The 12,551-nt window shown below is 69.1% G+C and carries 11 protein-coding genes; 5 read left to right on the forward strand and 6 right to left on the reverse strand.

Features of this window, described 5'->3' with window-relative positions:
- Nucleotides 1-156: 156 nt before the first annotated feature.
- The 4 genes from ACAM57_RS21575 to msrA form a co-directional block, all read right to left on the reverse strand.
- Nucleotides 157-1,110, reverse strand: a complete 954-nt coding sequence (locus tag ACAM57_RS21575) for an AEC family transporter (protein WP_369658851.1) — start codon at nt 1,108-1,110, stop codon at nt 157-159.
- A 159-nt stretch (nt 1,111-1,269) separates the two neighbouring features.
- The gene (locus ACAM57_RS21580) at nt 1,270-3,369 is read right to left on the reverse strand and encodes a TonB-dependent receptor (protein WP_369658852.1); all 2,100 of its coding nucleotides are present in this window, start codon (nt 3,367-3,369) and stop codon (nt 1,270-1,272) included.
- An 83-nt stretch (nt 3,370-3,452) separates the two neighbouring features.
- Entirely contained in the window at nt 3,453-3,833 is a 381-nt protein-coding gene (locus ACAM57_RS21585; protein ID WP_369658853.1) for a hypothetical protein, read from the reverse strand.
- A 21-nt stretch (nt 3,834-3,854) separates the two neighbouring features.
- Nucleotides 3,855-4,406 carry a peptide-methionine (S)-S-oxide reductase MsrA gene (gene msrA / locus ACAM57_RS21590; RefSeq protein ID WP_369658854.1) on the reverse strand — a complete coding sequence of 184 codons (552 nt, stop codon included), beginning with the start codon at nt 4,404-4,406 and terminating at the stop codon, nt 3,855-3,857.
- 102 nt (nt 4,407-4,508) lie between these two features.
- Here msrA and ACAM57_RS21595 point away from each other — a divergent pair, with 102 nt between their 5' ends.
- The 4 genes from ACAM57_RS21595 to ACAM57_RS21610 are packed head-to-tail and all read left to right on the forward strand — an operon-like array spanning nt 4,509 to nt 7,867.
- On the forward strand, nt 4,509-5,231 hold the full coding sequence (locus tag ACAM57_RS21595) for a TetR/AcrR family transcriptional regulator (RefSeq protein ID WP_369658855.1): 723 nt from the start codon (nt 4,509-4,511) through the stop codon (nt 5,229-5,231).
- Between the two features lie 21 nt (nt 5,232-5,252).
- Nucleotides 5,253-5,930 (forward strand): protein-L-isoaspartate O-methyltransferase, encoded by a 678-nt coding sequence (locus tag ACAM57_RS21600; protein ID WP_369658856.1) that lies wholly within the window; start codon nt 5,253-5,255, stop codon nt 5,928-5,930.
- Nucleotides 5,931-5,950: 20 nt separating this feature from the next.
- Nucleotides 5,951-6,295, forward strand: a complete 345-nt coding sequence (locus ACAM57_RS21605) for a rhodanese-like domain-containing protein (RefSeq protein ID WP_126024088.1) — start codon at nt 5,951-5,953, stop codon at nt 6,293-6,295.
- Between the two features lie 21 nt (nt 6,296-6,316).
- Nucleotides 6,317-7,867 (forward strand): TolC family outer membrane protein, encoded by a 1,551-nt coding sequence (locus ACAM57_RS21610; protein ID WP_369658857.1) that lies wholly within the window; start codon nt 6,317-6,319, stop codon nt 7,865-7,867.
- Nucleotides 7,868-7,897: 30 nt separating this feature from the next.
- Here the strand turns inward: ACAM57_RS21610 and ACAM57_RS21615 are convergent, their stop codons facing one another.
- Nucleotides 7,898-9,286: a 3-deoxy-D-manno-octulosonic acid transferase gene (locus tag ACAM57_RS21615; RefSeq protein ID WP_184636071.1), complete on the reverse strand. Its 1,389-nt coding sequence runs from the start codon at nt 9,284-9,286 to the stop codon at nt 7,898-7,900.
- A gap of 163 nt (nt 9,287-9,449) precedes the next feature.
- Nucleotides 9,450-10,832, reverse strand: coding sequence for a phosphomannomutase/phosphoglucomutase (locus ACAM57_RS21620; RefSeq protein WP_369658858.1), 1,383 nt, complete (start codon nt 10,830-10,832; stop codon nt 9,450-9,452).
- A 112-nt stretch (nt 10,833-10,944) separates the two neighbouring features.
- Here ACAM57_RS21620 and ACAM57_RS21625 point away from each other — a divergent pair, with 112 nt between their 5' ends.
- Nucleotides 10,945-12,546 (forward strand): DNA-3-methyladenine glycosylase 2 family protein, encoded by a 1,602-nt coding sequence (locus ACAM57_RS21625; RefSeq protein ID WP_369658859.1) that lies wholly within the window; start codon nt 10,945-10,947, stop codon nt 12,544-12,546.
- Nucleotides 12,547-12,551 lie beyond the last annotated feature (5 nt).

Genomic DNA, 12,551 nt, shown 5'->3' on the forward strand with positions numbered 1-12,551 from the left:
AGAGCGCGCCGGGTAAATCATCAGCCGGCAAATGTAGGTGCGCGAAGGCCGCGCGCCATCTCGCCAAACGGCCACCCTGCCGAACGGCATAGGCGCGCCCGGCGGCAGCGCTAAGGCGAAAGTGCGCGAGAAATTACCTGAAGAAGTCCGAAGGACTCAGGGCAGCCACTGCACGCACATCATCACGAGCGTGAGCGTGGCCAGCGCGAGCACCGTCGACACCACGACGCTGGCGGTCACCAGGTCCTCGGCGGTGCGGTAGCGCTGCGAGAAGAGGAACACGTTGGCGCCGATGGGCAGCGCAGCGGCCACCACCATCACCGTGAGCGGAATGCCGCGCACACCCAGCAGCCATCCGATGAGGGCCACCAGCAGCGGATGCAGCAGGTTCTTCACCAGCGCCTGTGTCAGCGCGCCGCGCCAATGCCGGCCGATGGGCGTGAGCGCGAGCGTGATGCCCACCATCACCAGCGCGATCGGGCCGAAGGCCTGGCCGAGCAGCTGGATCGGCTTGTCGATCGCCTCGGGCATTGCCAGCCCGGTCTGCGCGAACAGCAGGCCCGCGATGATCGGCAGCGGCACCGGGTGGATGATCGCGTTGCGCAGCGCACGCACCACGGTGCGCGCCATCGAGGGGCGCTTCTCGTTGCCGGAGGCACCGGCCTGCTCGCGCGCCACGGCCAGCTCCAGCACCACCGTGGCGCTGGTCAGCAGCACCAGCGAATGCAGCGAGATCAGCGTGAGCAGCACCACCATGCCCTCCTCACCATAGGCCAGGCCGATCAGCGCGATGCCGATCATCACGGTGTTGCTGTAGGTGTTGGCCAGCGCGATCACCGCCGCCGTGCGGTTGAATCCGCGCAGCGCCAGCGTGCCCGCGAACAGCAGGCCCGAGGCGATGAAGTAGGCAGCCACCGGCTTCAGGCTGAGCTGCTCGACGTGCACCGTGCTCATCGCGCGGAACAGCAGCGCGGGCGCCAGCAGCAGGAAGATGAGGTGAGAAAGATCCTTCACCGCGCCGCCGCCGATCCAGCGCCGCTTGCCGGCCAGGTAGCCCGCGGCGATGAGCACGACCACGGGCACGAGCGAGGAGACGACGATGGAGTTCACCGGGCGAGAATAGCCCACGGACTCCCCTGTCTTGCCCCTTCCCCCTCCGGGGCAAGGTTGGGATGGGGGCAGGCGGCGCTTTTGCATGGCCGCGGCCTCATCGGACGCCGCTTGCCCCACCGCTGCCCTCCCCCAGAGAGGGAGGGAGAAACACACCGATCAGAACGTCACGCGCAGGCCGACCTTCAGCGTGCGGCCCGGCAGCGGCGCGTTCGGATACACCGTGCTCGTCAGGATCGAGGTCGCGCTGTAGGCCAGCTTGTTCGTGATGTTGTCCATGCGCGCGTACCAGGTGAGGTTGGCGCGCTGCACCTTCATGCGGTAGGTGATGGCGGCGTTCCACAGCGTATAGGCATCGGTCTCGCGCGCGCCCACCGAGGGCACGCGGCGCTGGGCGGCGTTGTAGTCGAAGCCGAAGCGCGCGCCCCACGGCCCGTTGTTGTAGGCCAGCGTGGCGCCCAGGCGCAGCGGCGCGATGCGTGGCAGCGGCTCGCCGGTGTCGAGGTTCCTGGCGCGCACGATGTCGCCGCGCCATTCCAGGTCGAGCGTGCCCGCATCGTTCATCCGCGCGAAGCCGTCGGAGCCCAGCAGGCGCAGGTTGCCGTTGGCCTCGATGCCGGTGAAGCGCGCGCGCACGCCGCCGTAGACGTACTCGGCCAGCGTGTCGGTGGCGCCGGGTTCGGCCACGTTGCCCTCCTCGTCGAGGCTGCGCCCCGTCGCGGTCAGGCCGATGTAGTTGCGAAAGCGCGTGACGTAGGCGTTCACGCGGGCCGTGTTGGGGCCCGACTTCCATTGCGCGCCCAGGTCGAAGCCGGTCGACTTTTCCTTCTTCAGGTTCGGATCGCCCACCTCCCAGGCGCCCGTCGCCACGTGCGGGCCGTTGGCCAGCAGCTCGTAGTCCTTGGGCGCGCGCTCGGTGTAGGCGAGGTTCGAGGTCAGCTGCCACTGCGGCGCGAGGTTCACCAGCGCACCGAATGCAGCGCTGTGCGGGTTGAAGGTGCGCTCGCCGATGGCGAAGCGCGTGACTGTCGGATCGTCCGGATAGCCCAGCGAGCGGATGCGGACCTGCTCGGTGCGCGCGCCGAAGCTCAGGCGGCCCCACGAAGTGCCGTACTCCTCGTGCAGGAAGAACGCGTTGGAGCGCGTGCGGCTGTGCGGCGCGAAGGCTTCCTCGCCGTCGGCGGCGAAGCGGTTGGTCTCGCTGCTGAAGCCGACCAGGCCCTCGAAGTTGCCGATCTTCCGGTGGCGCGCCTCGATGCGCAGGTCGTTGCTCATGTTCGAGAAGGTCGTGCCGGGCGTGCCGCCCTCGAACTCGGTGTGGCGGTAGTCGGTGTGGCTGAGCTTGGCGTGGATGCTGCTGATGAAGCCGCCCGGGCGCCATTCGCCTTCGAGCGCGTAGCGGTCGGACTTCATGTTGATGGTCACGTCGTCCTCGGCCACCGTGCCGTACTTGCTGCGGTAGCTGCTGACCGAGGCGCCGATGTAGCCCTGGTCGAAGAACAGCGTGCCGCCGAGCGCGCCGCCGTTCGCCTCGTTGGCCGAGTTGCAGATCTTGCGCGCCGTCCAGGGCGAGCCGGGCTTGCTGCACTCGAGGGTGATCGGCACCGAGACGTCCTTCGAGTCGCGGTTGAAGGCGTCGACGTGCAGGGCGAAGCGGTCGTTGCCGCCTTCGAGCACCACGCCGCCGTTCTTCTCCTTGTTGCCGGTGGAATAGCCCAGGTCGGCGCGGCCGCCGAAGCCGTTGATGGGCTCGGACGGAATGCGGTTGTCGATCACGTTGACCACGCCGCCCACGGCGCTGCCGCCGTACTGCAGCGCCGAGGGGCCGCGCAGCACCTCGATGCGCTCGGTGACCAGCGCATCGACGGGCACGGCATGGTCGTAGCTGAGCGCCGAGGCATCCGGCGCGGCGCCTCCGTTCTGCAGGATGCGGATGCGGTCGCCGTCCTGGCCGCGGATGATCGGCCGGCTGGCGTTGGGGCCGAAGTAGCTGCTGCTCACGCCCGGCACGTTGTCCAGCGTCTCGCCGAGGGTCGATTGGGAGCGCAGCAGCAGCTTGTCGCCCGACAGCGCGGTGGTGGGCGCGATCAGGTCGGAGGCGCCGAGCGGATTGCCGGTGACGGTGATCTCGCGCAGGCTGGCGGCGTCGGCGGGCTGGGCCGGGACGGCATTGGGCGCCTGCGTCTGAGCCATGCTTGCGAAGGAGGCAAGCGAAAGAACGGCAACGCCGATGGCGTTGCGACGGAAATTGGGGGTCATGAATGGAAACTCGGTGAATCAAGGGACGACCAGCCGCCACCGCGCGCAAGGCGGGTGCAGCAGCAGCCGGCACACAGGGGGATTCAGCGAGAGGGAGGCGGGCCGCGCGCGTCGAAAAGCGCAACCCAGCGGGCGAGAGCCTCGCCCTGCAGGAAAGCGAAGGTGGCCGACGGCAGCAAAACCGGCAGCACCACCAGCGGCACGCCGGGCGCGGCCGAGCCATGGGTGAGCTGGTCGTACAGCCGGCATTCGGCGTCGGTGTGATCGCCGAACAGGCTGGCCAGGTGATGAGCCGCGTGCTTGTGGACGACCTGCGCGGCCTGCGCCGCGGCGTCCGGCAGGCCCGGCACGTGCAGCGAACGGTGCATCAGCCCCAGCGTGCCCGCGAACCACAGCGCGACCGCCAGCACGACCGCGAGCGCGCGGGTCGAGCGGGGTCTGGACTGTCGGATCGCGAGGTGCACGAAAAGGGCGTGTTCAGGCCATCAGGCCTTGAGGCGGGACGCGAAGGTCTTCTGGAACTTCTCGACCTTCGGGCCGACGACGAAGGCGCAGTAACCCTGGTTCGGGTGGTTCAGGAAGTAGTCCTGGTGGTAGGCCTCGGCCGTCGAGTAGTTGGCCAGCGGGGCCACCTCGGTGACCACGGGCGAGGAGTAGGTCTTGCTGGCCCCGATCTCGCGGATGACGTCTTCGGCCACCTGCTTCTGGGCATCGTCCGTGTAGTAGATCCCGCTGCGGTACTGGGTACCGACGTCGTTGCCCTGGCGGTTGAGCGTGGTCGGGTCGTGCACGACGAAGAAGATTTCGAGGATCTCGCGCAGGCTGATCTGCGCCGGGTCGAATTCGAGCTTCACTACCTCGGCGTGGCCGGTGCGGCCGGTGCAGACCTGCTCGTAGGTCGGGTTGACGGCTTGGCCGTTGCTGTAGCCCGACTCGACGTCGATCACCCCCTGCACGCGGTCGAAGACCGCCTCGGTGCACCAGAAGCAGCCTCCACCCAGGACGATGGTTTCGGTGGCCGACGATGAAGTGGACATGGTGCTGCTCCGGCGGAGGTTGAAAAGGCGAACCCGATATTGTCGCGGCTTGACGTGACGGATGCCCGTCACTACATTACTAACCCACGAGTCATTAAGAGTATGTCCACGCCCCGCTCCTTCGTCGACAAGATCTGCCCGGTGCGCGCCAAGCGCGAGCGCCGGAAAGAGGCGCGCCCCGGCGAACTGCTGGCGGCCGCACTCGATCTGTTCGTCGAGAAAGGCTTTGCGGCGACACGCTCCGAGGAAGTGGCGGCCCGCGCCGGCGTTTCCAAGGGCACCCTCTTTCTCTACTTCCCGAGCAAGGAAGAGCTCTTCAAGGCCGTGGTCATGGAGAACCTCGGAGGCCGTTTCACCGAGTGGAATGCCGAGTTCGAGGCCTTCGAGGGCACCACCGCCGACATGCTGCGCTACTGCATGAACGTGTGGTGGGAGCGCGTCGGCAAGACCCAGGCCTCGGGCCTGACCAAGCTCATGATGAGCGAGGGCGCCAATTTTCCGGCGCTCGCGGAGTTCTACCGCGAGCAGGTGGTCCGGCCCGGCCACGAGCTGCTTCGGCGCATCTTCCAGCGCGGCATCGACAGCGGCGAATTCGCGCCCATGGACATCGACCACGCGATCTACTCGGTGGTCGCGCCCATGGTCTTTCTCATGCTCTGGAAGCATTCGGCCATGGTCTGCGTCGACGCAACGGCGGCGCTCGACCCCGAAAAGTACGTGTCAACCCAGGCCGAAGTGGTGATCAACGGCCTCAGCGCGCGTCCCGGAAGGCCGACCGAACCGGGGGTGTCATCGGCGGCACCTAAAATTGAAGGTTTGTCCTGAGCCCACAAGGAAAGCCACGCCATGAACCCCACCCCCACCCTCGAGCGCTTGCGCTTCAACATGATCGAGCAGCAGATCCGTCCCTGGGACGTGCTCGACAACGACATCCTCGAGCTGCTGGCCCGGATCCACCGCGAGGACTACGTCCCCGACGCGCACCGCACCCTCTCGTTCTTCGACATGGAACTGCCGCTGCTCGACGGCTCCGTGCCCGGCGAAATCATGCTGTCGCCCAAGGTCGAGGCCCGCACGCTGCAGGACCTGCACATCAAGAAGCACGAGACCGTGCTCGAGATCGGCTCCGGCTCCGGCTTCATGGCCGCCCTGCTGGGCGCCCGCGCCGCGCAGGTGCTCTCGCTCGAAATCAACCCCGTGCTGGCCGCCCGCGCCGCCGAGACGCTGCGCCGCAACGGCGTGACCAACGTCGAGGTGCGCCATGCCGACGGCTCCGTGCCCCTGCCCAGCGGCCCCAGCTTCGACGTGATCGTGCTCAGCGGCTCCGTCGCACGCATTCCGCAGAACCTCCTGGGTTCGCTGAAGGTCGGCGGCCGCCTCTCGGCCATCGTGGGTGACGAGCCGATGATGCGCGCCCACTTCGTGACCCGCACCAGCGAGAGCAAGTGGGACACCATCCAGCCCTGGGACACGATGGCGCCGCGCCTGCTGAACTTCCCCGAGCCCTCGCGCTTCGCGTTCTGAGCAGACGGTTGACCCCGAGCATGATCGACCAAGTCCGCCCCGCCGACCTCGCCGCCTGGTTCGCGCAGAACGCCGACGCCGCCCCCGTGCTGCTCGACGTGCGCGAGCCCTGGGAGCTGCAGACGGCGAGTGTCGTCCCCCAGGGCTTCACCCTGGTGGCGATTCCGATGAACGAGATCCCCGGGCGGCTGGCCGAGCTGAATGACGGCCAACCCGGACTCCGGATTGCCTGCCTGTGCCACCACGGCGCGCGCAGCCAGCGCGTGGCCGCCTTCCTGCACCAGAACGGCTTTGACCAGCTCGCCAACGTGGCGGGCGGCATCGACGCCTGGTCCTCGCACGACCCCAAGGTCCCGCGCTACTGATTCTTTCCCCAAGGACGTTCAATGCCCCCCAGGCCCCGGCTTTCGCCTCTTTCCGCAGCGCTCGCTACCACCTTCGCAGCCCTGCTCGCATCGCCGGCCCTGACCCAGGCCCAGACACTGAACGAACTCTACGAATCCGCCCGCGGCTTCGACGCCACCTACCAGGGTGCGCGGGCACAGTACGACGCGAACATCGCGCGCGCCGCGCAGGCCAAGGCCGGCATCCTGCCCAGCGTGGGGCTCACGGCCGGCGTAACGCGCAGCGACCTCGACATCGACACCCTCACGGGCACCGGCCGGGGCACCTCCGCCTCGCGCGACTTCAACACGCAGAACGTCGGCATCAACGCCACCCAGCCGCTGTACCGGCCAGCCAACTGGGCCACCTACGAGCAGGGCAAGCGCCAGGCCGAGATCGCCCAGGCGGTGCTCACGATTGCCGAGCAGGACCTGATCGTGCGCGTGAGCCAGGCCTATTTCGACGTGCTCGCGAGCCAGGACAGCCTGGCGCTCGTGCGCGCACAGAAGGTGGCCGTGGCCGAGCAGCTGGCTTCGGCCAAGCGCAACTTCGAGGTCGGCACCTCCACCATCACCGACTCGCGCGAGGCCCAGGCCCGCTACGACCTGGTGATCGCGCAGGAAATCGCCGCCGAGAACGACCTGCAGGTGAAGAAGGTGGTGCTCGACCAGCTGGTCGGCCGTCCCGGCAGCGTGCCGGTGCCGCTCGCCGTGCCGGTGGTGCTGCCGACGGCGACACCCGCCGACATCAACGCCTGGGTCTCGCAGGCCGACGAGGCGCATCCCGCCATCCGGCAGGCCCGCCTGGGCCTCGACGTGGCCGGGCTCGAAGTGGACAAGGCCAAGGCCGGCCACAAGCCCACGCTGGACGCCAACCTGGGCTACAACGTCACGCGCAACCCGACCGGCACCAGCACGAGCACCGTGGGCACTCGCGTCAACGCGGCCACGGTGGGCGTCACCTTCAACCTGCCGCTGTTCGCCGGCTTCGCCACCGAGAACCGCATCAAGGAAACCCTGGCGCTCGAAGACCAGTCGCGCAGCGTGCTCGAAGGCACGCGCCGCAGCGTGGCGCAGGCCACGCGGGCGGCCTACCTCGGGCTCGTCTCGGGTGCCGGCCAGGTGAAGGCGCTGGAAGCCGCCGAGGCGTCGAGCCAGAGCGCGCTCGACGCCAACCGGCTCGGCTACCAGGTGGGCGTGCGCATCAACATCGACGTGCTGAACTCGCAGAGCCAGCTCTACCAGACCAAGCGCGACCTCGCACAGGCCCGCTACAACGTGCTGCTGGGCAACCTGAAGCTGCGCCAGGCCAACGGCACGCTGACGGTGGACGACATGAACGCGATCAACGCGACGCTGGCCAGCAGCGGCAGCGTGCCGGCCGTGCCGCCGGCCATCGGTCCCGACCGCGGCACGACGACGCCCGCGGTGCCCGTGACGCCGCCGAGCATTCCAGTGGTTCCGCCGGTGCAGACGCCGCAGTTCAATCCACCCGCGCCGACGATGCCGACGGCACCCGTGCCGCCGGTGATCGTGAATCCACCTGTGCGCTGAGCCGCCGGGCGCGGCTTCAGCTCTTTTCGATCAATCGAGCGTGGGCTCGGCCCGCGCCGGTTCGCCGCCCTCTTCCACCGGCTCGCCCTTCGCCGTCACCGGCTGCGCAGCTTGCGCAATGGCCAGCACCGCGGCAGCCGTGCGCTCGGCCGCCCCGCGGTTCGACGAGGAGAACGCCAGCGCGGCCTGGGCCATGGTGGCGCGGCGCTCGGGGTTCTCGACCAGCTTCAAGGCGGCCGTCACGGCCTGCTCCATGCCCTCGACGCGCAGCGATGCGCCGGCAGCCAGCGAAAGCTGCGCCGCCTCGGCGAAATTGAAAGTCGACGGCCCCATGACCACCGGACAGCCGCAGGCCGCCGGCTCGATCAGGTTCTGCCCGCCCAGCGGCTCGAAGCTGCCGCCGAGCAGCGCCACGTCGGCAAGCCCGTAATAAAGCGCCATCTCGCCCAGTGAATCGCCGAGCCAGATCTCGGCCTCGGACGGCTGGCCCGCCGCGCTGCGGCGGGCCACCGCGAAGCCCTCAGCCTCGATCAGCGCCGCCACTTCGTCGAAGCGCTGCGGATGGCGCGGCACGATCATCCATTGCACGTCGTGCACGCGCTTGGAAATCGAGCGGATCGCGCCCTGCTCGGGCGGCACGGGCGAAGTCGCGCCGAAGCGCTTGAGCACTTCGAGCAGCATGCGCTCCTCGCCGTCGCGCGAACTCGCCAGCACCACCATCGGCTTGGGCAGGCGCTCGCGCAGCGAAGCGGCCGCAGTGAGCTGGCGCGCATCGGGCGTGGCATCGAACTTCACGTTGCCGTAGATGCCGGCGACCTTGGCGCCGAGCGACACCAGCCGATGGGCATCGGCCTCGGTCTGCGCCCAGACGGCCGTGAGGGCCGAGTACGCGGGCCGCGCCAGCCAGGCAAGGCGCTCGGCGGCGGCCAGCGATTTCTCGTTGAGGCGCGCATTGGCCAGCACCAGCGGAATGCGGCGCTCGGCGCAGGCGGCCGTCATCTCGGGCCAGACCTCGGTTTCCATCAGCACGCCGATGCGCGGCTGGAAGCGGTCCAGGAAGCGCCCGACCGCGCCCGGCGTATCCCAGGGCTGCCAGACCTGCGTGTCGCCCGGCTCGAGCAGCTTGGCGCCCTCCTCCCGGCCGGTGGCGGTGCCGTGCGTGAGCAGGATAGGCACGCCCGGGTACTGCCGCCGCAGCTCGGCGATGAGGATGGCGGCCGCGCGCGTCTCGCCCAGCGAGACCGCGTGCACCCAGCACTGGGCCTGGCCGGTGGTGGCTTCGTCGTAGTAGCCGAAACGCTCCTCCACGGCCACGCCATAGCCCGGCTCGGCCTGCGCGCGGCGCCGCAGCTTGCGGCGCACGAGCGGTTGCACGACGGTGGTGAAGACGCCGTAGAGGCGCAGCAGCAGGGAACGCACGATTCAGCGCCCCACTACACCGTTGCTGAACCCGTAGCGCGTGAAATTGCCGCGGCCTTTCACTCCAGGGATACCGTGGAACCGGCTTTGCCGGGCCACCGGTATCGCCCCCTGAAAGGGGGTTGGCGTAGCGACACGAAGTGCGCGAAGACTGGGGGTCATCCTAGTGCGCGGCTTCTGCCAATTTGGCGTCGGGCTTGGCGGTCTTCAGCAAAGCCAGCATCTCGGCTTCGATGCGCTTGAGCGCCGCATCGGTCTGCCCTTCGAAGCGCAGCACCAGCACGGGCGTGGTGTTCGACGCACGGATCAGCCCGAAGCCATCGGGCCAGTCGACGCGCAGGCCGTCGATGGTCGAGACCTGGGCGGGCGCGGCAAAGGCAGCGCTCTTCACCAGCTTGTCGACCACCGCGTGCGGCTCGCCCTCGGCGCAGGCCACGTTCAGTTCGGGCGTGGAGAAGCTCGTGGGCAGCGCGTTGAGCACGGCGTTCGCGTCCGGGCTCTTGCTCAGGATCTCCAGCAGGCGGCAGCCCGCATAGGTGCCGTCGTCGAAGCCGAACCAGCGCTCCTTGAAGAAGATGTGGCCGCTCATCTCGCCGCCCAGGGGCGAGTCGATTTCCTTCATCTTCGCCTTGATGAGCGAGTGGCCGGTCTTGAAGATCATCGGCTTGCCACCCGCGGCCTCGATGGCCGGGCCAAGGCGCTGCGAGCACTTCACGTCGTAGACGATGGTGCCGCCGGGCACGCGCGAGAGCACGTCCTGTGCAAACAGTTGCATCTGGCGGTCGGGGAAGATGTTCTGGCCGTCCTTGGTGACGATGCCCAGGCGGTCGCCGTCGCCGTCGAAGGCCAGGCCCAGCTCGGCGTCGCCGGTGGCCAGCGCCGCGATCAGGTCCTTCAGGTTCTCGGGCTTGCTCGGGTCGGGGTGGTGGTTGGGGAAGTTGCCGTCGACCTCGCTGAAGAGCTCGGTCACCTCGCAGCCCAGGGCGCGGAAGATGGCCGGGGCCGAGGCGCCGGCGATGCCGTTGCCGGAATCGACCACGATCTTCATCGGGCGCGCCAGCTTGACGTCGCCCGCAATGCGCTTGATGTATGCATCGGTCACGTCGACCTTGCGCACGCTGCCACCCGGGGCGAGCTGGGCAGAGCCGGCTTCCATGGTCCTGCGCAGGGCCTGGATCTCGTCGCCGTAGATCGCGCGGCCGGCCAGCACCATCTTGAAGCCGTTGTAGTCCTTGGGGTTGTGGCTGCCGGTGACCTGGATGCCGCTGGTGCACAGCGTGTGGGCCGCGAAGTACAGCATCGGCGTGGTGACCGCGCCCACGTCGATGACCTCGATGCCGGTGGCCACCAGGCCCTTGATGAGCGCCTCGGCCAGTGCGGGACCCGACAGGCGGCCATCGCGCCCCACGGCCACCGACTTCTCTCCCGCCGCGCGGGCCGCGCTGCCAAAGGCCCTGCCGAGCGCTTGCGCCACCTCCGCATCGAGAGTGACCGGCACGACGCCGCGGATGTCATAGGCCTTGAAGATCGACGCGCTGAGCTGCATGGAGAGGCGTTTCCCTGATGGTTTTGCAAACCGGGCATTGTAGGCAAGGGCCCGGCTGGCCACATGTCCGGAAACGGCCAGTTGAAACGAGTCGAAACCGTATCATTTCTCCATGCCTGCCAACCACCATTCCACCGAAGCGCTCGAGAGCGACGCCTGCTACCTGGCGATGAAGACGCATGACGCGCGCTTCGACGGGTCGTTCTTCACCGCGGTGACATCCACCGGCATCTATTGCCGCCCGGTCTGCCGCGTGAAACTGCCGCGGCGCGAGAACTGCCGGTTCTTCCGCCATGCGGCACAGGCCGAGGCCGCGGGCTTCCGTCCCTGCCTGCGCTGCCGGCCCGAATTGGCACCGCGCGCGGCCAGCTGGTCGACCGAAGACGCCTCGCGCATCCTCGCGCTGCAGGCGGCACGGCTGATCGACGAGCCAGACGCCTGGTCGGAAGACGGCCCCGGCGCCGCGCAGATCGCGGCACGCCTGGGCGTGAGCGACCGCCACCTGCGGCGCATCTTCGAGTCGCAGTTCGGCGTCTCGCCCCTTCAATACCTGCAGACGCGCCGCCTGCTGGCCGCCAAGCAGCTCATCGCCGACACGCGCCTGCCGATGACGCAGGTCGCGCTGGCCAGCGGCTTCGCCAGCGTGCGGCGCTTCAACGCGGCCTTCCTGGAGCACTACGGCCTGAATCCGAGCGCGCTGCGGCGCGCCGGGGGCGACGCGGATGGCAGCGGTAGCAGCCAGGGCAAGGCCATCGAGGTCCGGCTGGGCTTTCGCCCGCCCTACGACGCCAACGCGATGCTGGGCTTCTTCGCGCGGCGCGCGCTGCGCGGCGTGGAGGTCGTCTCCACGGCCGACGGCAAGGAGCCCGCCAAGGGCAGCACGCCCGACTACGTGAAGCTGATCCGCACCCTGCGCATCCAGCAGGGCGCTCAGGCCCACGCCGGTTGGCTGCAGCTGCGCTTCGACCTGGAACGCGAGCAGATGCTGCTGTCGGTCAGCGACTCGCTGGCCGCCGTGCTGCCCATCGTCATCAGCCGCGCCCGTGCCCTGTTCGACCTCGACGCGGAACCGATGGCGATCAACGCGGCACTGCACGCGGCCTTTCCGCATGGCGACGGACTGCGCGTGCCCGGCGCGGTCGATGGCTTCGAACTCGCGGTGCGCGCGGTGCTGGGCCAGCAGATCACGGTGGCCGCGGCGCGCACGCTGGGCTCGCGGCTGGTCGAGGCCTTCGGCGAGCCGCTGGCCACGCCCGTCGAAGGGCTGAACCGGCTCTTTCCAACCCCGGCCGCCATCGCTGCCGCGAGCGGCGACGAGCTGGGCCGCCTCGGCATCGTGCGGCAGCGGCAGACGGCGCTGCACGCCATCGCCCGCGAAGTGGCTGCCGGCAAGCTGGCACTGCATGCGGGGGCCGACGTGCCCTCCACCATCGCCGCGCTGCAGGAACTGCCCGGCATCGGCGCCTGGACAGCGCAGTACATCGCGATGCGCGCACTGCGCTGGCCCGACGCCTTTCCGGCCGGCGACGTCGCGCTGCAGAAGGCGCTGGGCGTGACCACCGCGCGCGCCGCCAGCGAAGCCTCGCAGGCCTGGCGGCCCTGGCGCAGCTACGCGGTGCTGCGAGCCTGGCATGCGCCCGGTGCGGCCCCTTCTCCTGTTCCGGCGAACGACGCCGGTTCTCCCCTTGTTGCAACGGCAGGCGTCGCAGCCTGAAGCGT

This window comes from Variovorax sp. V15 (assembly GCF_041154425.1).
Classification (GTDB): domain Bacteria; phylum Pseudomonadota; class Gammaproteobacteria; order Burkholderiales; family Burkholderiaceae_C; genus Variovorax; species Variovorax guangxiensis.